16 protein-coding genes are annotated in these 22,679 nt (G+C 76.4%); 11 read left to right on the forward strand and 5 right to left on the reverse strand.

Translation table 11 applies throughout. From position 1 onward, the window contains the following. Positions 1 to 43: 43 nt before the first annotated feature. Complete coding sequence (locus tag V6V16_RS25600) at positions 44 to 1,003, reverse strand: GNAT family N-acetyltransferase (RefSeq protein ID WP_334566067.1); 960 nt, start codon at positions 1,001 to 1,003, stop codon at positions 44 to 46. A 79-nt stretch (positions 1,004 to 1,082) separates the two neighbouring features. On the opposite strand from V6V16_RS25600, the gene fdxA reads away from it, so the two are divergent. The 5 genes from fdxA to V6V16_RS25625 all read left to right on the forward strand — a co-directional run bounded on the left by fdxA (position 1,083) and on the right by V6V16_RS25625 (position 5,138). Then, complete coding sequence (fdxA, locus tag V6V16_RS25605) at positions 1,083 to 1,409, forward strand: ferredoxin (RefSeq protein WP_091422126.1); 327 nt, start codon at positions 1,083 to 1,085, stop codon at positions 1,407 to 1,409. Next, positions 1,406 to 2,512 carry a succinyldiaminopimelate transaminase gene (dapC, locus tag V6V16_RS25610; protein ID WP_334566100.1) on the forward strand — a complete coding sequence of 369 codons (1,107 nt, stop codon included), beginning with the start codon at positions 1,406 to 1,408 and terminating at the stop codon, positions 2,510 to 2,512. The genes fdxA and dapC overlap by 4 nt, the downstream gene beginning before the upstream one ends. 16 nt (positions 2,513 to 2,528) lie before the next feature. After that, positions 2,529 to 3,581 (forward strand): prephenate dehydrogenase, encoded by a 1,053-nt coding sequence (locus V6V16_RS25615; RefSeq protein WP_334566071.1) that lies wholly within the window; start codon positions 2,529 to 2,531, stop codon positions 3,579 to 3,581. 217 nt (positions 3,582 to 3,798) lie between these two features. Continuing rightward, on the forward strand, positions 3,799 to 4,446 hold the full coding sequence (locus V6V16_RS25620) for an SIMPL domain-containing protein (protein WP_334566073.1): 648 nt from the start codon (positions 3,799 to 3,801) through the stop codon (positions 4,444 to 4,446). Then, positions 4,446 to 5,138 (forward strand): nucleoside/nucleotide kinase family protein, encoded by a 693-nt coding sequence (locus V6V16_RS25625; RefSeq protein ID WP_334566074.1) that lies wholly within the window; start codon positions 4,446 to 4,448, stop codon positions 5,136 to 5,138. Before V6V16_RS25620 ends, V6V16_RS25625 begins: the two co-directional genes overlap by 1 nt. A 100-nt stretch (positions 5,139 to 5,238) precedes the next feature. Here the strand turns inward: V6V16_RS25625 and V6V16_RS25630 are convergent, their stop codons facing one another. Both V6V16_RS25630 and V6V16_RS25635 read right to left on the reverse strand, forming a co-directional pair. Beyond that, positions 5,239 to 7,839, reverse strand: a complete 2,601-nt coding sequence (locus V6V16_RS25630) for a hypothetical protein (RefSeq protein ID WP_334566076.1) — start codon at positions 7,837 to 7,839, stop codon at positions 5,239 to 5,241. A 103-nt stretch (positions 7,840 to 7,942) separates the two neighbouring features. Next, positions 7,943 to 8,500, reverse strand: a complete 558-nt coding sequence (locus V6V16_RS25635; protein WP_334566078.1) for a sugar O-acetyltransferase — start codon at positions 8,498 to 8,500, stop codon at positions 7,943 to 7,945. Positions 8,501 to 8,597: 97 nt separating this feature from the next. On the opposite strand from V6V16_RS25635, the gene V6V16_RS25640 reads away from it, so the two are divergent. Continuing rightward, a complete protein-coding gene (locus V6V16_RS25640) occupies positions 8,598 to 11,978 on the forward strand; it encodes a S8 family serine peptidase (RefSeq protein WP_334566079.1) in 3,381 nt (1,126 codons plus the stop codon). 50 nt (positions 11,979 to 12,028) lie between these two features. Here the strand turns inward: V6V16_RS25640 and dapD are convergent, their stop codons facing one another. Beyond that, entirely contained in the window at positions 12,029 to 12,985 is a 957-nt protein-coding gene (gene dapD / locus V6V16_RS25645) for a 2,3,4,5-tetrahydropyridine-2,6-dicarboxylate N-succinyltransferase (RefSeq protein ID WP_334566081.1), read from the reverse strand. Between the two features lie 126 nt (positions 12,986 to 13,111). Between dapD and dapE the strand changes: the two genes are divergently transcribed. Next, entirely contained in the window at positions 13,112 to 14,185 is a 1,074-nt protein-coding gene (gene dapE / locus V6V16_RS25650; protein ID WP_334566084.1) for a succinyl-diaminopimelate desuccinylase, read from the forward strand. A gap of 115 nt (positions 14,186 to 14,300) precedes the next feature. Here dapE and V6V16_RS25655 read toward each other — a convergent pair whose 3' ends face one another. Beyond that, positions 14,301 to 14,462 carry a hypothetical protein gene (locus V6V16_RS25655; protein WP_334566087.1) on the reverse strand — a complete coding sequence of 54 codons (162 nt, stop codon included), beginning with the start codon at positions 14,460 to 14,462 and terminating at the stop codon, positions 14,301 to 14,303. Positions 14,463 to 14,616: 154 nt separating this feature from the next. On the opposite strand from V6V16_RS25655, the gene V6V16_RS25660 reads away from it, so the two are divergent. The 4 genes from V6V16_RS25660 to V6V16_RS25675 all read left to right on the forward strand — a co-directional run. After that, positions 14,617 to 15,486: a TIGR00730 family Rossman fold protein gene (locus V6V16_RS25660; protein ID WP_334566089.1), complete on the forward strand. Its 870-nt coding sequence runs from the start codon at positions 14,617 to 14,619 to the stop codon at positions 15,484 to 15,486. 1 nt (position 15,487) lies between these two features. Beyond that, complete coding sequence (locus V6V16_RS25665) at positions 15,488 to 16,033, forward strand: TIGR00730 family Rossman fold protein (protein WP_334566092.1); 546 nt, start codon at positions 15,488 to 15,490, stop codon at positions 16,031 to 16,033. 202 nt (positions 16,034 to 16,235) lie between these two features. Beyond that, positions 16,236 to 19,913, forward strand: coding sequence for an ATP-dependent helicase (locus V6V16_RS25670; protein ID WP_334566095.1), 3,678 nt, complete (start codon positions 16,236 to 16,238; stop codon positions 19,911 to 19,913). 104 nt (positions 19,914 to 20,017) lie between these two features. Continuing rightward, positions 20,018 to 22,679 (forward strand): ATP-dependent helicase (locus tag V6V16_RS25675; RefSeq protein WP_334566098.1); only part of this gene is annotated, 2,662 nt, incomplete at its 3' end.

Consider the following 22,679-nt stretch of genomic DNA (forward strand, 5'->3'; position numbering starts at 1 on the left):
GGGTGGGTGGGGGAGTGGCCGTGGGGGTGGGGGTGGGGGTTGGTCAGGGTGGGGGGGTGCGGGTCAGGTAGGTGTGGTGGGTGGTGAAGCCGAGGGTGCGGTAGAGGGCCACGGCCGGGGCGTTGCGCTGCTCGACCTGGAGGAAGGCGTGCGACGCGCCGGCCCGTACGCCCCACTCGGCGAGCGCGCGGACGATCCGGCCGCCCAGGCCCTGCCGCCTCGCCCCGGGCCGCACCTCGATGAGGCTGAGCCCGAGCCAGCGGCCGCCTCCGGTGACCGTGCCCCGGCCGATGGCGCGCAGCTCGCCGTCGGCGTACACGTGGGCGAAGCGGGCCTGTTCCACGGCGGTGAGGACGTGCAGGGCGGCGTCCGGCAGCCCGCCCTTGCGGCCGGCGGCGACGGCGAGCCAGTCGTCCGACGGCGCGGCGGCCAGCTCGACCGGCGGCGCTCCCGGGCGTTCCGGCGCGGCCGGCGGCAGCGCCGCGAGCGGCACGGTCTGCACCAGCACGGGCGGGCGGCTGACCCAGCCGCGGGCGTCCAGTTCCGCGCCGACCGGGGCGGCGAGCGGCAGCGGGGTGTTGACCATCGGCGGCAGGCCGAGGTCGGCGTACCAGCGCTCCACCGCGTCGAGCGCGGCCGGCAGCGGCCGGTCCGGATCGCCCACCGGCAGCGCCGAGTTCGCCCGGCCGGTCCAGCCGTCGGCGGAGCGCAGCAGCCAGTCGCCGAGCCGCCCCCGGACGGCGGCCGGCCAGGCCTCGTCGGCGGCGAGCTCCAGCTCGACCACGGCGGCGGCGGTGGGCCGGCGGGTCGGCGGCACCCGTTTGGCCCGGTGCACCTCGGTGACCGGAACCCGGAGCCGGCCCTGCGCGGTGGCGATGGTGAGATGTGTCTCGCTCAGCTCGACCAGCTCGCCGAGGGCGTCGGAAAAGAGCGGGCGGCCCTCGCGAACCCCCACCACCCGGCGGACCACGATCCGGTGTCCCACATCCTGCTGTCGGAGCACGATCGACCTCCTCCCCGGCGAGATACTAGGCTCTTACCGTCGCGGGTGATCGCGGCGTGTCTTGCGGAGGAGAAGACCGGTGACCTACATCATCGCCGAGCCGTGCGTGGATGTGCTCGACAAGGCCTGCATCGAGGAGTGCCCGGTCGACTGCATCTACGAGGGCAACCGGATGCTCTACATCCACCCGGACGAGTGCGTCGACTGTGGTGCGTGCGAGCCCGTCTGCCCGGTGGAGGCGATCTTCTACGAGGACGACGTCCCCGAGCAGTGGAAGGACTACACCGGCGCCAACTACGAGTTCTTCGAGGAGTTGGGCTCGCCCGGCGGCGCCTCGAAGATCGGCAAGGTCGAGAAGGACGCGACCTTCGTCGCCGCGCAGCCACCGCGCGGCGAGGGCCACTGAACCGGCCCGCGCCGGTCTCGTCGCGGCTGCCCGAGTTCACCTGGGACACTCTGGACGCCGCGGCGGCACTGGCCGCGGCGCATCCCGAGGGCCTGATCAACCTCTCCATGGGTACGCCGGTCGACCCGGTGCCCGAGGTGATCCGGCGGGCGTTGGCCGACGCGTCCGACGCCCCGGGCTACCCGCTGACCGCGGGCACCCCGCTGCTGCGCGAGACGATCGCGGCCTGGGTCTCGCGGGCCTGCGGGGCCGGCGCCGACGGTCTGGGTGTGCTGCCGACGATCGGCTCGAAGGAGCTCGTCGCCTGGCTGCCCACCCTGCTCGGGATCGGCCCCGGTGACGTCGTCGTGGTGCCGTCGGTCGCCTACCCGACGTACGAGGACGGGGCCCGGCTCGCCGGCGCCACCGTCGTCCGCGCCGATTCGCTGACCGCGTTGGGCCCCACCCCCCGGGTCCGGCTGGTCTGGGTCAACTCCCCGGGCAACCCGACGGGGCGGGTGCTCCCCGCGCCCCACCTGCGCAAGGTGGTCGACTGGGCGCGGGAGCGCGGCGCGGTGGTCGCCAGCGACGAGTGCTACCTGCCGCTGGGCTGGGCCGCCGAGCCCGTCTCCGTGCTCTCGCCCGAGGTCTGCGGCGGCTCGTACGACGGGCTGCTGGCCGTGCACTCGCTCTCCAAGCGGTCCAACCTGGCCGGCTACCGGGCGGGATTCGTGGCCGGGGACCCGGCGCTGGTGGCGGAGCTGCTGAAGGTCCGCAAGCACGCCGGGATGATCGTGCCCGCGCCGGTGCAGGCCGCGATGGTGGCCGCGCTGCGCGACGAGCGGCACGCCGACGAGCAGCGGGAGCGCTACCGGGCCCGGCGGGACGCCCTGCACGCCGCCTTCACCGGCGCGGGCTTCACCGTCGAGCACTCCGAGGCCGGGCTCTACCTCTGGCTGACCCGGGGCGAGGACTGCTGGCAGACGGTCGACTGGCTGGCCCGGCGGGGCATCCTGGTCGCCGCGGGGGTCTTCTACGGCCCCGGCGGCCGGCAGCACGTCCGGGTGGCGCTGACCGAGTCCGACGAGCACGTGGCGGCGGTCGCCGGCCGGCTGCGCGACTGACCGCGCGGGCGCCGCGATGACCGACGACGCGTCCGGGCCGGACCCGACCGCGCGGTGGGCCGCCGTGCGGGCGGCGGTCGTGGGTACCGGCCTGATCGGCGGATCCGTTCTGCTCCGGCTGCGCGACGCCGGCCTCGACGTCGCCGGATGGGACCCGGACCCGGGGACCCGCGGGCACGCCCGCCAGCAGGGCGTCGCGGCCCCCGAGACGCTCGACGAGGCGGTCGCCGGCCGGGACGTGGTCGTGCTCTGCGGTCCGCTGCCCACCCTGCCGGAGACCCTGCTGCGGGTCGCCCGGGCGACGCCGCCCGGCTGCGTGCTCACGGACGTCGGCAGCACCAAGGTCGAGTTGGCCGCCGTCGCCGCCCGGCACGGGCTGACCGACCGGTTCGTGCCGGGGCACCCGATGGCCGGCGCGGACTCCGCCGGGCTCGCCGCCGCCGCGGCCACGCTCCTCGACTCCGCCGCCTGGGTGCTCTGCCCGGAGCCGGGCCCCGCGACGACCGCGTTCCGGTGGCTGGCCGGGCTGGTCGTGGACGTCTTCGGCGCCCGGGTGGTGCCGATGTCCCCACGGGAGCACGACGCGGCCGCCGCGCTCGCCTCCCACGTGCCGCACCTGCTCGCCGGGGCGCTGGCGGGGGCCGCCCGGCGCACCCCCCTGCGCGACGCGGTCCTCGCGCTCGCCGCCGGGAGCTTCCGCGACGGCACCCGCGTCGCCGGCACCCCGGGCGCGCGGACCGCGAACATGCTGCTCGGCAACCGGGAGCGGGTGCTGGAGGAGCTGGCCGGCGTCACCGCCTTCCTCGACGACCTGGCGGGCGCGCTGCGGGCCGGTGACGCCGAGGCGCTCACGGCGCTGTACGCCGAGGCCGGGGAAGCCCGCTCGGCGCTGCTCGCCCGCCCGTTCGACACGCAGGTCCGGGAGTTCCCCGCCGCCGGCGACCACGCCGCCGAGGTGGCCTGGCTGCGGCGGCTGGGCGCGGCCGGCGGCCACCTGAGCGCCTGCCGGGCCGGGCCCGACGCGGTCCGCTACACCGCGCACGCCCCGACGGGCGCCGTACCGGCCTGACCCGGCCCGGCCCTCCCGAGCCTGACCCGGCCCGGCCCGGCCCAGGGCCGTCCCGCGACTGGCCCATCCGTCCCCTGCCTGGCCGGGCCCGGCCTGGGGCCGTGTCGCGCCAGGGGCCGGCCGGGCCTGGCGGGACGGCCACCTGCCGGTCGGGCCCGCTCGCCGGCGCGGCGCGGGACGGCGGGCGGGCCGGCGTGCGCGCGGTTAGGGTGAGGGCATGGTGGACGGGCCGGTGGTGGCGGTGCGTGGCGAGGCGTACCGGGAGGTCGCTCCGGAGGTCGCGCGGTTCGCGGTGACCGCCACGGCCCGGGACCGGGACCGCGAGGCCACCCTGGCCCGGCTGGCCGAGCGGACCGCCGCCGTCCGGGTGCTGCTCGACGCCGAGGGGCCCGCCATCGACCGGCGGGAGACCGGCGACCTGCGGGTCCGGCCGGAGACCCGGCGCTCCGGCGAGCGGGTGGTGGCGTACCACGGCAGCGTGACCACCACCGTGACGGTCAGCGACTTCACCGCGCTCGGCGAGCTGATGCTGCGCCTCGCCGACCAGGACCAGGTCGAGGTGGCCGGGCCGTGGTGGTCGCTGCGGCCGGACAGCCCCGCCCACCGGGAGGCCCGGCACGCCGCGATCGCCGACGCGCTACAGCGCGCCCGCGAGTACGCGGAGGCGCTCGGCGCCCGGGTGACCGCCCTGATCGAGCTGGCCGACGCGGGCGCGGCGGAGCGGCCGATGATGAGCCGGGCGGCGTACGCGCTCGGCGCCGAGGTGGAGAGCGGCCCGCCGGAGTTGGAGATCGACCCGCAGCCGCAGGCCGTGCACGCCGCGGTGCAGGCGCGGTTCGCGATCAGCGAGCCGGCGCTCGGCTGATGACGGCGGCCCGGGTCGTCGGGACCGACGAGCTGGTCTCGCGGGCGCGGGCCCTCGCCGAGGCCGGCCCCCGGCAGCTGCTCGGCATTGCCGGGCCGCCCGGCGCGGGCAAGTCCACGCTGGCGGAGCGGATCGTCGAGGCAGTCGGCCCCGCCGCCCGGCTGGTGCCGATGGACGGCTTCCACCTGGCCCAGAGTGAGCTGCGCCGGCTGGCACGGGCGGGGCGCAAGGGCGCGGTGGACACCTTCGACGCCAACGGCTACGTCTCGTTGCTGCGCCGCCTGCGCCGGTTGGAGCCGACGGCGGTCTACGCGCCGGCGTTCCGCCGCGACCTGGAGGAACCGGTCGCGGGCTCGATCGAGGTGCCGCCGTCGGTGCGGCTGGTGGTCACCGAGGGCAACTACCTGCTGGTGGCCGAGCCGCCCTGGGAGGAGGTGCGGCAGCTGCTGCACGAGGCGTGGTTCCTGGACCTGGACGCCGAGCCGCGGCTGCGCCGGCTGACCGCCCGCCACGAGGCGTACGGGCGGTCGCCGGACGAGGCGCGGGCGTGGGCGACGGGCAGCGACGAGACCAATGCCGCGCTGGTGGCCCGCACCGCACACCGCGCCGACCTGGTCGTCCGCCTCGCCGAGCCGCCGTCGCCCACGCCCCCGTCGTCGCCGTCGCCCTCGCCGCCGTCGCCGTCGCTCTGACGGCGCCGGGCGGGCCGCCGCCGGGCCGCGCCGGCCGGCTCCGCCCCCGCGGCGTCGGCCGAACTCGTCGCCGCGGCGGGTCAGCCCCGGCCGTGACGGGTCAGCCCGGCCCTTGCCGGGGTACCGGGACGCGGCGCCGCAGCAGCCAGGCCACCCGTGTGCGTTCCCGGCGGAACTCGGGCGCCTCCGGGTAGCCGCCGTGGTTGCGGATCGGCGGATCGGCCACCTCCCCGTCGCTGGGGTGAAGCGCCTCCGGGTCGTGTACGGCGACGTCCCTTTCCCCGGCCCGCACCGGCCAGCCCAGCGGGTCGGTGCCCCGCCAGAAGTTGGTCCAGTGGGTCTCGCCGCCGGGCGGGGTCAGCGCCTCGGCCAGCACCGGCAGCCGGTCCGGCCCGAAGTATCCGGGGAAGACCCGCCCGTGGAGCCGGGTGAGCTGGCAGCCGTACGAGAAGAACCAGATCCGCCGGCGCGCCCGCGCGGGAAGCTGGAGGAGCACCGCCGCGCAGATCACCGTCCCCTGGCTGTGCCCGGAGAGGATGATCCCGTCCACGGCCCGGGGATGGTGGTCGGCGAGCGCCAGCAGCCCGGCGGTGCGGGTCCGCAACTCGGGCACGGCCCGCTCGGCGTAGCTCGGCGGGGCCAGCGGGTGCGCGGTCCGGGGCCAGAAGGTGCCCACGTCCCAGATCACGCCCATCGTGCGACGGGCGAGGTCGTTGCGGTAGACCAGCAGACCCACGGTGCCGACGAGCACCGGCAGCCAGGCCAGCAACCAGTCGCCCACCCCGGAGGCCCACTCGACGACGGCCGCGCCGCCGGCGGGCGCCGGGGGGTGCGGCCGGCGGGAGAGCACCGCGGCGCAGCCGAGGACGACCAGTACGGCCGTCGCGACGGCGTACCAGCCGACGAGCCGCACGGCGTGCTCCCCGACCAGCCGGTGCAGGGCGCGCCACGCGCTGACGTCGCGGCAGCGCCGCAGGTCGTGCGCGGAGAGGGGGTGCCCCGGCGACGCCAGCTCCGCGTACTCCTGCCGGCGCAGGCGGAGGAGGAGCAGGCCGGCCCGGACGGCTGTGGCGGCGAGCGCGAGCAGGGCGATGACGAAGGCCAGCCCGGCCCACGTCACCGGGGTCGGGGGCACGACCGGGACACGCCCCTGCGGCACGGCGCCGCCGTTGAGCCGGTTGGCGACCCAGTAGAGCAGCCCGGCACCGTAGGAGACGCAGAGCAGCCAGCCGAAACCGGCGATCAGCGCCGGGGCCCGGCCGCCCCAGGCCAGGTCGGTGCGGGGCCCCGGTGGCTGCCGCTCGGCCGGTGCCGGGACGCGCGGCAGCAGCAGGCCGGTGGCCGCGAGGGTGGCGGCCGGCACGACGAACGTCCAGGGTTCGAGCGTCCCCGGCGGCCCGGGCAGCCAGCCCGACGTCCAGGCGACGCCCGCGGCGAGCAGCGCGGCGGCCGCCGCCGGCGCGGCCAGCGCCCGGCGGCCGGAGCGGGCCACCGAGCCGATGGCGAGGAGCAGGAACAGCTGCCCGGTGCCCAGCCAGGCGACGACCCGGTCGAAGCCGGGCAGGGAGAGGTCGGCGGGGCAGGACGGCCCGCCCGGGTGCGGGGCGCAGCTGGGGCCGGGACGCAGCTCGGCCAGGGGAGTGCCCGAGGGCCCGTCGGGCAGCAGCAGGACCAGCAGCGTGCCGGCCAGCCCGACGCCGGTGAGCAGGCCGACCGCGACGCTCCAGCCGCCGAGCGGGGTGGCCCCGGCCCGCCGGGTCAGCCAGGGCCGGGCGCTCGCCACCACCGCGACCAGCACGACGGCGGCGAGCGCCGCCACGGTGGACCAGGCGAGGCCCGCCCGCGGGCCGAGGGGCGGATCGGCGGCGAGGACCGCCCCCAGCGGTACGGCGGCGGCGACCACCGCGCCCGTGCACAGGTGCAGCACGGCCGACCGTCTGAGCTGCCCCTCTCCCGTCCAGAAGGTGCGGCCCTGCAAGGGATTCTCGGGCGGGTCGGGGGGAGGCTCCGCCCCGGGCGGGCCCGGCCCGTCCCACGGAGCCCCGGCCGGTCGCCGCCCGGCCGGCGGGGCCCCCGGTTCGGCGGGCATCTGCGCCTCGTACTGGTAGCTCCGCCAGCTCACCAGCCCGAGCACGGCCAGCACGCCGAGCGGCACGAGCAGGCCCACCGCGAGTGACCGGGCACCCCCGCTCCACCAGCCCCGCCCCAGGAACTCCCAGGGGCCCGGGATCCGGCCCAGGCAGCCGGGGTCCACGCACTGCCAGCCCACCAGGTCGACGCCGACGCCGGTGAGGGCGAGGGTGAGGGTGCCGGTGAGGCTCAGGCAGAACAGCCGGATCAGCCAGGCGGTGAGCCCGGACCTGCTGTTCCAGCGTTCGGCGTCCGGGTCGGGCGGGACGTCCGGCCGCGCGTGCAGCGCGACGTTGGCGAGGGCGAACGGCAGCAGCAGCGTCCACAGTGCCCGCTCCACGTCCCGCGCGGTCCGCGCGCCGGAGGTGAGCTGTCCCCAGCTGTACGCCTCGACGACGACCGGGTCGTCGGGCCCGGTGGCGGGGGAGCGGTAGAAGCCGGTGACGGGGCCGCCCGCGACCAGCCACGGCGCGGGGGTGGTGACCCCGGGTGCGGGACGCAGGCCGAGGACCTGCCCGGGGGGCGTGTTGGAGACGCCGTGTACGCGCAGTTCGAGCACCCGCCCCGCCATGGCAGCCTCCAGGTGACGATGTCATCACCCACAGTGCCGCAGGCGGGAGTCGACACGCCAGCCGTGCAGGAGAAGTTTTGGCAGGTGGCGGGCCTGATCGCGCTCAGTCGAGCCGGCGTACGACGCGGGCGGGGTTGCCCACCGCCACCACGTTGGCGGGCAGGTCCTTCGTCACCACGGCGCCCGCGCCGACCACGGTGTTCTCACCGATGGTGACGCCGGCCAGCACGATGGCCCCGCCGCCGAGCCAGACGTTGTCGCCGATCGTGATCGGCGCGGCCGCCTCCCACTTGTCGCGCCGGGGCCCGGCCTCGACGGGGTGGGTGGGGGTGAGCAGCTGGGCGTTCGGCCCGATCTGGACGTCGGCACCGATGGTGATCGTGGCGACGTCGAGGAAGACGGCGTTGAAGTTGACGAAGCTGCGTGGCCCGAGCCGGATCTGCCAGCCGTAGTCGCAGTGGAACGGCGGGCGCACCCAGCTGCCCTCGCCCACCTCGCCGAGCAGGTCGCGCAGGGCCGCGAGCCGGGCCTCGGGGTCGGCCGACGGGCTGGCGTTGAAGCGTTCCGTCAGCTCTGCCGCCCGACTCAGGTCGGCGGCGATCTCCGGGTCCTCGGCGAGGTAGGGCTCGCCCGCGAGCATGCGTTCCTTCATGGAGGTCACCGGCCGATCCTCCCCGATGGACCGCTGGATTCGTTGCCGCACCGTCATCTTTGTGTCTTCATTCTGCATACCCGGTATGCAAACATTGTGACTGTCAATGCGCGTCTCTTCACAGGAAGTAACGTCCACCGAGGAGGATCCGTTGCAACGAAGAAGAAGACTGACCGGTTTCGGCCTGGCGCTCGGCCTGGTGCTCGGTACGCCCGGGATGGCCGTCGCCCAGCCGCCCGCCGGTCCGGCCGCCCGCCCCGACGCGGCCGCCGGCCCGGGCACGCACTGGCGGGCCGGGTCGGCCGGCAGCCGCCCGAGCACCGTCACCCTGCTCACCGGCGACCGGGTCACCGTCACCGGCGCGCGGGCCAGCGTGCGACCCGCGCCCGGGCGCGAGGAGGTCCGCTTCCTGACCCGGCGGGACCGGGGTCACCTCTCCGTCGTACCCGAGGACGCGGTGGCGCCGATTCGCGACGGGCGCGTCGACCGCCGGTTGTTCGACGTCACCGAGCTGATCGCCGCCGGCTACGACGACGCCCGGCGTGCCGACCTGCCCCTGCTGATCACGGGCGGCAACGGCGCCGCGCGCCGCTCGGCCGTGCCCGGCGGGGTGACCGTCACCCGCGAGCTGCCGGCCGTCGGCGGGCTCGCCGCCACGGCGAGCAAGCGCCGGGCCACCGAGATCTGGGCGGCGGTCACCGCCGCCGGCGCGCGGGTCGGCGCAGCGGGGGGTGCCGACCGGATCTGGCTCGACGGCCGGCGGCGCGTCACCCTCGACCGCAGCGTCCCGCAGATCGGCGCGCCCGCCGCCCACCAGGCCGGCTTCACCGGCCGCGGCGTGCGGGTGGCGGTGCTCGACACCGGGGTCGACGCCGGTCACCCCGACCTGGCCGGCCGGGTGGCCGAGGCGCGCAACTTCACCGAGGAGGCGGCCCCGGGCGACCTGGTCGGGCACGGCACGCACGTCGCCTCGATCATCGCCGGCAGCGGCGCGGCCTCGGGCGGCCGGCACCGGGGCGTGGCCCCCGACGCGACCCTGCTCGCCGGCAAGGTCTGCGAGACGTACGGCTGCCCCGAGTCGGCGATCCTCGCCGGCATGCAGTGGGCCGCGGTCGAGCAGCGGGCGGACGTGATAAACCTGAGCCTGGGCGGCTACGACAGCCCGGAGGTCGACCCGCTGGAGGAGGCCGTCAACGCGCTCACCGCGCGGACCGGCGCCCTCTTCGTGATCAGCGCCGGCAACGACGGCACCTTCGCCCCGGTCAGTTCCCCCAGCACCGCCGACGCCGCCCTCTCGGTCGGCGCCGTGGACCGGGACGACAGCCTCGCCGACTTCTCCAGCCGCGGCCCCCGCGTCGGCGACGACGCGCTCAAGCCCGACCTCACCGCCCCGGGCGTGGAGATCGTCGCGGCCCGTGGCCGGGAAGGGGTGATCGGCGAGCCGGCCGGGGACGGCTACGTCTCGCTCTCCGGCACCTCGATGGCCGCCCCGCACGTCACCGGCGCGGTGGCGCTCCTCGCCCAGCAGCACACCGGCTGGACGGCCGACCGGCTCAAGGCGACCCTGATGGCGTCGGCGAAGCCGCGTCCCGGGCTGACCGCGTACGAGCAGGGGGCCGGGCGGGTCGACGTGGCCCGCGCGATCACCCAGTCCGTGAGCAGCGACCCGCCGAGCGTCTCCTTCGGCCGGGCGCTCTGGCCGCACGGCGACGACACCCCGATCACCCGCACGGTGACCTGGCGCAACGCCGGCCCGGCCGCCGTCACGCTGGACCTGGCCGTCGAGGCGGCCGGCCCGGCCGGCGCGCCGGCCCCGGCCGGCATGTTCACCCTCGGCACGACCCGGCTCAGCGTGCCGGCGGGCGGCACGGCGAGCGCCACCGTCACCGCCGACACCCGGGTCGACGGCCCGGACGGCCACTACACCGGCCGGATCGTCGCCCGCGCCGGCACCGCCGTGGCGGCCACCCCGCTGGCCGTGTACCGGGAGGTCGAGAGCTACACCGTCACCGCCCGGCACCTTAACCGCGCCGGCGCGCCCGCCGGCGAGCACGGCACCACGCTGGTCTCGCTCGACGGGCTCGACCCCCACGACCTGTACGACCCGGACGGCACCGCCGAGCTGCGGGTGCCCAAGGGCCGCTACGGGCTGGCCAGTTACGTGTACGACCTGTCCGACGGGGAGGTCGTCGCGGTCACCCAGCTCGTCCAGCCCGAACTGGTGGTCGACGGCGACACCCGGATCACCCTGGACGCCCGGCGGGGCAAGCCGATCCGGATGAGCGTCCCGCAACGCTCGGCCACCCCGCTGCTCGTCGTCGCCGAGGCCACCTTCATCGCCGAGGCGGGCAGCGCCGGCTTCGGGCTGCTGGGCTCCGACTTCGAGGGTCTCTTCACCGCGGGCCTCGGCCGGGCGGTCTCCGGGGAACGCCTCGTCGCCTCCGTCAGCAGCCAGTGGGCCGATGGGGAGGCCGAGAGCAGCCCCTATCTCTACGCCCTCAACGAGGCGGTGCCGGGCCGGATGCCGACCGGCTTCGTCCGGCACTACCGGGCGAAGGACCTGGCCACCGTCACGCACCGGTTCAACGGCGGCAGCCCCGGCGTCTCCGCCGAGCGGCTGGTCTTCGCGCACCGGGAACCCGACCTCGGCGGCTGGGCGCTCGTCCTGCCCACCGCCACGCCGGGGCGGCGGGTCGAGCACTACAACACCAAGGGTGTGCGCTGGTCGTCCGAGCTGGACTTCGGGGTGCCGGCCGACGACGGCTGGCTCGACCTCAAGGCGATGCTGGTCTCCGAGGCGCGGAGCCTGCGGCCCGGCCGGCACTACCGGGAGAGTTGGAACAGCGCGCCGTACGGGCCGTCGTTCCCGGGCCCCGGGATCACCCGCCAGGGCGACCGCATCGAGGTCAGCCTGCCGTTGCACAGTGACGCCGAGGGGCACGCCGGCGGCTCGGTCGCCGACACCGCCCGCACCGCCCTCTACCGCGACGGGGTGCTGGTCGGGGAGAGCCCGGATCCGGCGTACGGCGCGTTCGACGTGCCACCGGGCGCCGCCGACTACCGGCTGGAGGTGCTGTCGAAGCGGAGCTTCACCGACCTCGCCACCGAGGTCGCGGCGACGTGGACGTTCCGCTCCCGGCACGTCGCCGGCGACGACCCGGCCGCGCTGCCGGCGTCGGTGATCCGGTTCGCGCCCCGGCTCGACCGGGAGAACGCCGCCCCGGCGGGCCGGAGCTTCGTGATCCCGGTCCAGGTGCGACGCCAGCCGGGCGCGCCGTCGGCCCGGACCGCCGCGCTGACCGTCGACGCCTCCTACGACGGCGGGAAGACGTGGCAGCCGGCCGTGGTCCGCCCCGGCGGGGACGGCTGGACGGCCACCGTGCGGCACCCGGCCGGCCCCGGACACGTCTCGCTGCGGGCCACCGCCCGGGACGCCGCCGGCAACACGGTCACCCAGCGCGTCATCCAGGCGTACCGCCTGCGGTGAGGCGTACCCCCTCCGGGTCCGCGGCAGACCGCGGACCCGGAGGGCGGCCGTCAGTCGTTGGCGTGCAGGGCGGCGTTCAGCTCGATGCCCCGGCCGGCGCGCTGCTTCGCCTCCAGCGCCCCGGTGACGGAGTTGCGCCAGAACAGCAGTCCGTCCACCCCGGAGAGTTCGCGGGCCTTCACCACCCGGCCGTCCGGCAGGGTGACCTTGGAGCCGGCGGTCACGTAGCAGCCGGCCTCGACCACGCAGTCGTCGCCGAGTGAGATGCCGATGCCGGCGTTCGCGCCGACCAGGCTGCGCTCACCGATGCGCACCTTGTCGGTGCCGCCGCCGGAGAGGGTGCCCATGATGGACGCGCCGGCGCCCACGTCGGAGCCGTCGCCGACCACCACGCCCTGCACGATCCGCCCCTCGACCATCGAGGTGCCGAGCGTGCCGGCGTTGAAGTTGCAGAAGCCCTCGTGCATGACGGTGGTGCCGGAGGCCAGGTGCGCGCCGAGGCGCACCCGGTCGGCGTCGGCGATCCGCACCCCCGAGGGCACCACGTAGTCGGTCATCCGGGGGAACTTGTCCACCCCGTACACGGCCAGGTGGCGCCCGGCGGCCCGCTCTATGACCCGCAGCTCGTCCACCCGCTCCGGCGGGCACGGCCCGGCGGACGTCCAGGCCACGTTCGCCAGCTTGCCGAAGATGCCGTCGAGGTTGAGCTCGTTGGGGCGCACCAGGCGGTGGGAGAGCAGGTGCAGCCGCAGGTACGCGTCGGCGGCGTCGGAGATCGGATCGTCCAGCGAGCCGATCTCGGTGACCACCTGGACGGTACGCAGCCCCGGCAGCGCCCGGTCGCCGACCGCTCCCGGCGGCAGGTCCAGCACGTCCGCCTCGTCCTCGCCGGCGACCAGCGGCAGCTTGCCGAGCCCCAGCTTGCCGGTCGGGTACCAGGTGTCGAGCACCTGGTCCTCCGCGGTCACGGTGGCCAGGCCGATGCCCCAGGCGGATTCGGACGTCACTGATTCACCTCTCGTTCGTGGCCGCGGGCCGGCGGGTCACCGCGCGCCCGCGCGAGGGCGCCCTGTCGCGCCGTCGCCCGGAACGCTCGCTCCTCACGGGTCCGACCTGACGGTACCGTGCGAACCATGGAGAACCCGCTGACCCCCGAGGTCCTGGCCGATCCGGTGGCGCTCACCCGCGCGCTGGTCGACATAGAGTCCGTGTCCCTCGACGAGAAGGCGATCGCCGACTGCGTGGAGGAGGTGCTGCGGGGCGTGCCGCACCTCACCACCTACCGGCACGGCAACACCGTGATGGCCCGGACGGACCTGGGCCGCGACCAGCGGGTCGTGCTCGCCGGCCACCTGGACACGGTGCCGCTGAACAACAACTTCCCCTCGTCCCTGCGCGGCGACCTGATGTACGGCTGCGGCACCTCGGACATGAAGTCGGGGGTGGCGTACGCGCTGCACCTCGCCGTGACCCTGCCGGAACCGCGCTACGACGTGACGTACTTCTTCTACGAGGCGGAGGAGATCGAGTCCAAGTACAACGGCCTCTTCCTGGTCGCCGAGGCGCACCCGGAGTGGCTGGAGGCGGACTTCGCGGTGCTGCTGGAGCCGACGTACGGCATCGTCGAGGCGGGCTGCCAGGGCACCATGCGGTCGGTCGTCACCACCACCGGGGTACGGGCCCACTCGGCCCGCTCCTGGCACGGGGTGAACGCGATCCACGGCGCGGGCGAGGTGCTCGACCGGCTGAACCGGTACGAGGCCCGGCGGGTCACCATCGACGGCTGCGACTACCGGGAGGGGATGAACGCGGTCCGCATCAACGGCGGCGTGGCCGGCAACGTGGTGCCCGACCGGTGCGAGATCGAGGTCAACTACCGGTTCGCGCCCGACCGGAGCCCCGCCGAGGCCGAGGCGCACCTGCGCGAGGTCTTCGCCGGCTTCGAGGTGCGGATCACCGACTCGGCGGCCGGTGCCGCGCCGGGGCTGGAGGCGGCGCCCGCCCGGGAGTTCCTCGCGGCGGTCGGCGCCGCGCCGATCGGCAAGCTGGGCTGGACGGACGTGGCCCGGTTCGCCGCGATGGGCATCCCGGCGCTGAACTTCGGTCCCGGCGACCCCAACCTGGCCCACCACCCCGACGAGCACGTCGAGATCAGCAAGATCAGGGACGGCGCCGCCACGCTGCACCGCTGGCTCGCCCCGGCCTGACGATCGCGCGGCACGGGCCTGGTGCCGCCGGGCCCGTGCCGGCGGCCTGCCACCGGTGGACGGAACTCCGCGTCGACGACGAGGAGTGTCCGCCCACCGGTGCTGTCGGTCAGGGTCAGACGGCGGCGGACGCGTCGGCGGCCGGCCGGGCCTCGGTCTGGCCGCTCTGGTCGGCGGACGGCTCCATCAGGCGGGCGCGGCGGCGCTCGGCCACCACGTCGCGGATGCGGCGCTGCATCTGCCGCCGAATCCGGATCATCTCGGTGTTGCTGATCACGCTGACTCCTCCCCCGAAGGCGCGCGCCGGGCATACCCGGTATGTGAATAGTAAGACGTCCGTGCGACCGAATTAGTTGCCCAAGATCCGGAAGTAATTTCCGGGCCGGTCGCCCCGCGCACCAGGCGGGTGCCACTCCACTACGGTTGCTTGCATGGGTCAGAGCAACGGGCGGGAGGCCGGCCGGGAGCCGGGACGCGAGCGGCACCGGGGGGCCGTGACGCTGCGTCGACAGGCGGTCAACAGCAGCACGGCCGACCAGCGGCTGCTGGATTCGCGGGGACGCGACGACTGGAAGACCAAGGACGCCTGGCGGGCGCTGCGCATCCTCTCCGAGTTCGTCGAGGGCTTCGACACGCTCGCCGACCTGCCGCCGGCGGTCAGCGTGTTCGGCTCCGCCCGCAGCCGGCCCGAGAGCCCGGAGTGCCAGCTGGCGGAGGCACTGGGAGCCGCCCTGGCCCGGGCCGGCTACGCGGTGATCACCGGCGGTGGGCCGGGCGTGATGGAGGCGGCCAACCGGGGCACCAGCGAGGCCGGTGGCCTCTCGGTCGGTCTCGGCATCGAACTCCCCTTCGAGCAGGGCCTCAACGACTGGGTCGACCTCGCCATCGACTTCCGGTACTTCTTCGCCCGCAAGACCATGTTCGTCAAGTACGCCCAGGCGTTCGTCGTGCTGCCCGGCGGCTTCGGCACCATGGACGAGCTCTTCGAGGCGCTGACGCTCGTGCAGACCGGCAAGGTCACCCGGTTCCCCGTGGTGCTGATGGGGGTGGAGTACTGGAGCGGCCTGCTCGCCTGGCTGCGCGACACCATGGCCGCCGACGGCAAGATCGGACCGGTCGACCTGGAGCTGATCTGCGTGACCGACGACGTCGACGCGGCGGTGCGGCACATCAAGGCGGCGGAGGCCGCCCTGAACGCCGAGCAGGAGGCGGTCCGCGAGGAGGCCGTCGCCGCCACCGCCGCCGACCAGCGGGCCGCCGCCGAGGCGGGGTCGGCGGGCGACGAGAGCCGGGAGCGCTGACGTGGCGGCCATCTGCGTGTTCTGCGCCTCCTCCCGTACGCTCGACCAGCGCTGGCTGGACCTCGCGGCCGAGACGGGCGCGGAGATCGCCCGGCGCGGACACACCCTCGTCAGCGGCGGCGGGTGCGTCGGCATGATGGGCGCGCTGGCGGACGGCGCGCGCTCCGCCGGCGGCCGGACGATCGGGGTGATCCCGCAGTCGCTGGTCGACCTGGAGGTCGCCGACCTGGCGTCGGACGAGCTGCTCGTCACCGACTCGATGGCCAGCCGGAAGACGCTCATGATCGACAAGTCGGACGCGTTCCTCACCCTGCCGGGCGGGATCGGCACCCTCGACGAGCTCTTCGAGGTCTGGACCACCGCCACCCTCGCCCTGCACGCCAAGCCGATGGTGCTGGTCGACACCGACGGCTTCTACCGCCCGGTGCTCGACTGGCTGGGCGCGCTGGCCGACCAGACCTTCCTCAAGCCCGCCGGCCTCAACCTGCTCTCCGTGACCGACACGGTCCCCGCAGCCCTGGACACCCTCGAACTCCGCCTAACCTGACCCCCGGCCCCCCTCCCTCCCCCGCCCCCCTCCCCCCGCCCCCTCCCTCGCGCCCGCGATCTTGCACTTGTGGCCCTCGGCGGGTCCGGTTCGAGTGCTTTGTCGGGGCGGAATCTGCAAGATCGCGGGGGCGAAGGAGGGGCGGGCGGGGCGGGCGGGGTGTCGGGGTGGGGGTGTCGTACCGGCGTGGTGGGATGGACGGATGCAGGCGTACCGGCTGGTGCGCCGGCCTGCCGAGGCGGCCCCGGGGGACCACCGGCCCGGTGGGTCGGCCGAGGGTAAGCGGGGGTCCGGTGGGCCGGCCGGCGGTGCCGCGCGCCACGGGGCCGGGTGGCTGACCGATCCGCACCAGGCGGAGGTCGTCGCGCACACGGACGGGCCCATGCTGGTGCTCGGCGGCCCGGGCACGGGCAAGACGAGCATCCTGGTCGAGGCCGTCGCCGCGCGGATCGCCGAGGGCGTCGACCCGGAGCGGATCCTGGTGCTCACCTTCGGCCGCCGGGGCGCCACCGCGCTGCGTCGGCGGATCGAGGCCCGGGTCGCCGGGGCCGGGCAGCGCGTGCTGCGCGAGCCGCTGGTGCGCACCTTCCCGGCGTACGCCTTCGGGCTGCTGCGCCGGGCCGCGGCGGAGCGGGGCGAGCCGTCCCCCCGGCTGCTCACCGGCCCGGAGCAGGATCTGATCATCCGCGAGCTGCTCGACGTGGTCGGTGAGGAGCCCGACGACGACCCCGTCGGCTGGCCGGAGGATCTGCGTCCCGCGCTGCGCACCCGGGCCTTCGCGGCGCAGCTGCGCGACCTGCTGATGCGCGCCGCCGAGCGGGGCGTGGGCCCCGTCGAGCTGGCCCGGCTCGGCGAGAAGCTCGGGCGCGCCGACTGGCCGGCCGCCGCCCGCTTCCTCCGGGAATACGTGGCCGTGCTCGCCCTGCGCGACGTCAGCAACCGGGGCTCCGTGGCGTACGACCCGGCCGAGCTGGTCCGCTCCGCGACCGGGATGCTGCTCGACGACCCCGAGCTGCTCGCGGCCGAGCGCCGGCGACTGGCGTACGTCTACGTCGACGAGCTGGCCGACACCGACCCCGCCCAGCAGGACCTGCTCGCCACGGTGGCCGGCGGCGGCACGCCGCTGGTCGCGTTCGCCGACCCGGATTCGTCGACGTACGCCTTCCGTGGCGCGGACCCGGCGGGGGTGGCCACGTTCCCGCACCGGTTCCGCACCGCCTCGGGGGCTCCCTCGGCCCAGGTGGTGCTGACCACCTCCTACCGGGCCGGGCCACGGCTGCTCGCCGCGTCGGGCCGCCTGGCGCGGCGGTTGCGGGGGCCGGCGGCGCACCGCCGGCTGCATCCGCTGCCCGACGCGCCGCCCGGCTCGGTGGAGGTACGCACCTTCCGCTCGGCCACCAGCGAGGCGGCCTGGCTGGCGCACGCGCTGCGCGAGGCGCACCTGCTCGGCGGCGTGCCCTGGTCGGAGATGGCCGTGCTGGTCCGCTCCACCGGGCGTCAGCTGCCCTCGCTGCAACGCGCCCTGCACGCCGCCGGGGTGCCGACCGTCGTGCACGGCGAGGACCTGCCGCTGCACCTGCAACCGGCGGTGGCGCCGCTGCTGCTCCTGCTGCGTTGCGCGCTGGAGCCCGAGCGGCTCGACGAGGAGGCCGCGGTCGCGCTGCTGCACTCGCCGCTCGGCGGCGCCGATCCGCTGGCCGAGCGGCGGCTGCGGCAGGGGTTGCGCGCCCTGGCGCTGGCCGCCGGCGACCGCCGACCCTCCGGCGAGCTGATCGTGGAGGCGTTGCGCGACCCGGCCGAGCTGGCCGGGATCGAGCGGCACTGGGCCGAGCCCGCCCAGACGGTGGCCGGTCTGCTGGCCGTGGCCCGGGAGAGCGCCGCCCGGCCCGGCGCCACGGCGGAGGACGTGCTCTGGGCGGTCTGGCGGGCCAGCGGGCTCGCCGAGCTGTGGTCGGCGGCGACCGGCCGGGGCCAGACGGTGACCGGCGAGGGCGACGTCGCCCGGCGCCGGCGTGCCGAGGCCGCCGACCGCGACCTCGACGCCGTGATGGTGCTCTTCGACGCGGCGGCCCGGTTCACCGACCGGCTGCCCGGCGCGCGGACGGAGGTCTTCCTCGACCACGTCCTCGCCCAGGACCTGCCGGCCGACACCCTCGCGCCCACCGCCGACCGGGGTGCGGCCGTACGGCTGCTCACCGCGCACGCCGCGAAGGGGCTGGAGTGGGATCTCGTGGCGGTCGCCGGGGTGCAGGAGGGGGTCTGGCCGGATCTGCGGCTGCGCGGCAGCCTGCTCGGCTCGGAACGTCTGGTCGACGTGCTCGCCGGCCGGGCGGCCGGCGCCGGCGCGGTGGCCACCCTGGTCGGGCAGACCTCGGCGCTGCTCGACGAGGAGCGCCGCCTGTTCCACGTCGCGGTCACCCGGGCCCGCCGCCGGCTGCTGGTCAGCGCGGTCGCCTCCGCAGCCGTGGGCGGCGACGACCACGAGGAACAGCCGAGCCGCTTCCTCCACGAGCTGGGCCCGACCGACCCGGGCGACGGTCCCGGGCTTCCCGGAGACGGCCCTCGGAACCCGGGCGGCGGCCCTCCCAGCCCGAACGGTGGGCCGGTCCCCAAGGGCCCGGTTTCCGCGGGGCCGGCGGACGACGGTCGGGTTTCCGCCGGGCCGGCGGACGACGGGCCGGTTTCCGCGGGGCCGGCGCACGACGGTCCGGACCGGCCGGCACCGACCCCGGCCGCGCCGGCTTCCGCCGTGTCGGCCCCGGCCGCGCCGGCTTCGGGCGGTGCCGGGCCGGTGCCCGGGACGGCCTCCCGGCCCGTGCATCGGGCGGTCGAGGCCGAGGAGGAACCGGACCGGCCGGGGGCGTTGCCGGTCAGCCGGCCACCCCGGGCGCTGACCCTGCCGGCGCTGGTGGCGGAGCTGCGTACGGCCGTCGGTGACCCCGACGCGCCCCATGCCCGGCGGCAGGCGGCGGCGGCCGAGCTGGCCCGGCTCGCGGCGGCCGGGGTGGCCGGCGCGCACCCGGACGACTGGTGGGGACTGCGGCAGCTCTCCGACGACCGACCGCTGGTCGACGAGGGCGAGCCGGTCCGGGTCACCCCGTCGGCGATGGAGAGCGCGCTCCGGTGCAGCCTGCGCTGGCTGCTGGAGCGGCACGGCGGCAGCCCGCCGGCCAGCGCCGCCCAGGGGGTCGGCAACCTGGTGCACGCCGCCGCCATGCTCGCCGAGGACGCCAGCGCGGACCGGGGCGCGCTGCTGGAGTACGTCGCCGCCCGGTTCGACGCGATCGAGTTGGCGGCCCGCTGGATGGTCGGGCCGGAACGCAACCGTGCCGAGGGGATGGTCGACAAGCTGCTGCGCTGGCTGGCGGCGAACCCGCGCCGGCTGCTCGCCATCGAGCACGAGTTCGCGGTGCGCCTCGACGATCCGCACCGGCCGGTCGAGCTGGCCGGCCGGGTGGACCGGCTGGAGGTCGACGACGACGGCCGGTTGGTCGTGATCGACCTGAAGACCGGCAAGTCCACCGCCGTCACGGCGCACGACCTCGCCGAGCACCCCCAGCTCGGCGCCTACCAGGCGGCGGTGGAGGCGGGCGCCTTCGGCGACTTCGGCGAGGAGTCCGGCGGGGCGGCCCTGGTGCAGCTCGGCACCGGGGCGAAGGACGCGAAGGAGCAGAGCCAGCCGCCGGCCGGGGAGGGGCCGGAGGCGGGCTGGGCGACCGCGCTGGTACGCCGCACCGCCGATACGATGGCCGCCGCCACCTTCGCCGCGGTCGCCAACTCGAAGTGCCGGGTCTGCCCGGTGCGCACGAGCTGCCCGGTCTCCGGGCAGGGGCGTCAGGTGGTCGAGCCGCCGGCCACCCGCCGACCGGAGCAGCCGTGAGTGCGAGGAGTGAGCTTGCGAGCCCCGCAGTCGCGAACCAGGTTGGCACCGTGAGTGCGAGGAGTGAGCTTGCGAGCCCCGCAGTTGCGCACTGAGGCGGTGCGGTGACGCAGCCCGCCCTGTTCAGCAGCGCGACGCCGGCGCCGCGGACAGCCGACGCCGGCCCCCGGTACACGCCGGTGGAGCTGGCCCGGCTGTTGCGGCTGCCCGCCCCGACCCGGGAGCAGGCGGCGATCATCGCCGCGCCCGTGGAGCCGCTGCTGGTGGTCGCGGGCGCCGGGTCGGGCAAGACGGAGACGATGGCCGCCCGGGTGGTCTGGCTGGTCGCCAACTCGTACGTGCGGCCGGAGCAGGTGCTCGGGCTCACCTTCACCCGTAAGGCCGCCGGTGAGCTGGCGCACCGGGTGCGTACCCGGCTGGACCAGTTGGTGCGGCGGCTCGGGCGGCGGGGGCGCGACCCGCTCGACGACCCGCTGGCGGGGGAGCCGACGGTCTCCACCTACCACTCGTACGCCGGCCGGATCGTCACCGAGCACGGGCTGCGGGCTGGCTACGAGCCCTCCACCCGGCTGCTCACCGAGGCGTCCCGCTGGCAGCTGGTCGACCTGCTGGTGCGCAACTACGACGGCGACATGTCCGGGGTGGACCGGATGCCGAGCACGGTCACCGACGCGGTGCTGGCGCTCGCCGGCGAGCTGGACGAGCACCTGGTCGACCCGGATTCGCTGGCCGCGTGGACGGGGCGCTTCTTCGCCGAGGTGCAGGCGCGCCCCGGCCGGGTCTACGCCGACGTGCGAAAGGCGTTGCAACTCCAGCAGACCCGGCTGAAGCTGCTCCCGCTGGTGCGCGCGTACGCCCGGCGCAAGGAGGACTTCGAGGCGATGGACTTCGCCGACCAGCTCGCCCGGGCGGCCCGGGTGGCCCGGGAGCACCCCGGGGTCGGCCTGATCGAGCGGGACCGCTACCGGGTGGTGCTGCTCGACGAGTACCAGGACACCAGCCACGCCCAGGTGGTGCTCCTCAACGCGCTCTTCGGCGGCGGGCACCCGGTCACGGCGGTCGGCGACCCCTGCCAGTCCATCTACGGCTGGCGCGGGGCGAGCGCCGGCACCCTGGACCGCTTCCCCGCCGAGTTCGCCCGCGCCGACGGCGTACCGGCCGAGGTGCTCGGCCTCACGACGAGCTGGCGCAACCGGCCCGAGATCCTCGGTGTCGCCAACGCCCTCGCCACGCCGCTGCGGGCGGCCGGCGCCCGGGTGCCGGAGCTGCGCGCGGCGATGAGCGTGAAGGAGCCGGTCCCGCACCGAAGCGCCCGCGGCGCCGCCGGCGGCACCGTCCACTGCGCGCTGCTGCGGACGTACGCCGACGAGGCCGACTGGATCGCCGACAGCGTGCTGCACGCCTGGCGGGGCGCGGCCGGGACGCCCGGCGCGCTGCCCGAGCACATCCCGGTGCCGCTGCGGCCGACGACGGCCGTGCTGGTGCGGCTGCGCAGCCAGATCCCGGCGATCGAGTCGGCGCTGCGCGAGCGCGGCCTGCCCGTCGAGGTGGTCGGCCTGGGCGGCCTGCTGGACACCCCCGAGGTGCGGGACGTGGTGTGCACGCTGCGGGTGCTGGCCGACCCGACGGACGGGGCGGCACTGCTGCGGCTGTTGACCGGGGCGCGCTGGCGGATCGGGCCGCGCGACCTGGTGGCCCTGCACCGCCGGGCGAAGGCCATCGCCCGCGCCCGGCGCAAGCTCGCCGACGACGGCACCCCGGAGATCGCCGCGGACCTGCTCGACGAGGCGACGCTGGTCGAGGCGCTGGCCGACCTCGGCCCGGCGCAGGCGTACTCGGCGGAGGGCTACGCGCGGCTGCGGGCGTACGCCAGGGAACTGGGCCTGTTGCGTTACCGGCTGGACCAGAGCCTGCCGGAGCTGATCGCGGACATCGAGCGGACGATCGGCCTGGACGTGGAGGTGGCGGTGCGGGCGGGCCGGGACGGGGCCGGCGACGCGGGCCTGGCCCGGGGTCACCTGGACGCGCTCGGCGACGTCGCCGCCCGCTTCGGCGGGGAGACGCCGGGCGCCACCCTGTCGGGGTTCCTCGCGTACCTGGCCGCCGCGGAGGACGAGGAGCGCGGCCTCAGCCCGGGCGAGGTGGAGGTGGTCGAGGGAGCGGTGCAGATCCTCACGGCGCACGCCGCAAAGGGCCTGGAGTGGGACGTCGTCGCGGTGGCCGGGCTGAGCCGGGGCGTCTGGCCGGGCCCGGTGCGCAACTCCGACCACTGGCTGGGCGGGCTCGGCGTGCTGCCGTTCCCGCTGCGCGGCGACGCCGACGGGCTGCCCGAGCTGGGTCTCGACGAGGCGGAGGACCAGCGGGGGGTGGCCCGGGCGGTGGAGGACTTCACCGACGCCTGGCGGGCGCACGACGAGCGGGAGGAACGCCGGCTCGCGTACGTGGCGGTGACCCGGCCGCGGCGGCTGCTGCTCTGCTCCGGCTACTGGTGGGGGGAGGGGACCAAGCGGCCCCGGGGCCCGTCGGTGCTGCTCCGGGAGGTGCACGACGCCTGCCTGGACGCCCGCGCGGGTCACCTGGTCGACGAGTGGACGCCGGAGCCGCCGGGCGACGCGGTCAACCCGACCACGGAGGTGGTGCTCCGCGCCGAGTGGCCGGCGGACCCGCTGGGCGCCCGGCGGCCGGCGCTGGCCGAGGCGGCCGCCCTGGTCCGCCGCGCCCTCGCCGGCGACGGCGCGACCGGCCAGCCGCCGGGGGGCGGCGACC

Origin of the sequence: Micromonospora sp. CPCC 205561 (assembly GCF_036906775.1) — a bacterium.
Lineage (GTDB): Bacteria > Actinomycetota > Actinomycetes > Mycobacteriales > Micromonosporaceae > Micromonospora.

Excerpts from the sequence above, each read along its gene's own strand:
- V6V16_RS25615 (WP_334566071.1), top strand. The coding sequence starts at position 2,529 with ATGACCGACGACGCGTCCGGGCCGGACCCGACCGCGCGGTGGGCCGCC.
- V6V16_RS25620 (WP_334566073.1), top strand. The coding sequence starts at position 3,799 with ATGGTGGACGGGCCGGTGGTGGCGGTGCGTGGCGAGGCGTACCGGGAG.
- V6V16_RS25625 (WP_334566074.1), top strand. The coding sequence starts at position 4,446 with ATGACGGCGGCCCGGGTCGTCGGGACCGACGAGCTGGTCTCGCGGGCG.
- V6V16_RS25630 (WP_334566076.1), bottom strand. The coding sequence starts at position 7,839 with ATGGCGGGGCGGGTGCTCGAACTGCGCGTACACGGCGTCTCCAACACG.
- V6V16_RS25640 (WP_334566079.1), top strand. The coding sequence starts at position 8,598 with ATGCGCGTCTCTTCACAGGAAGTAACGTCCACCGAGGAGGATCCGTTG.
- dapE (WP_334566084.1), top strand. The coding sequence starts at position 13,112 with ATGGAGAACCCGCTGACCCCCGAGGTCCTGGCCGATCCGGTGGCGCTC.
- V6V16_RS25660 (WP_334566089.1), top strand. The coding sequence starts at position 14,617 with ATGGGTCAGAGCAACGGGCGGGAGGCCGGCCGGGAGCCGGGACGCGAG.
- V6V16_RS25670 (WP_334566095.1), top strand. The coding sequence starts at position 16,236 with ATGCAGGCGTACCGGCTGGTGCGCCGGCCTGCCGAGGCGGCCCCGGGG.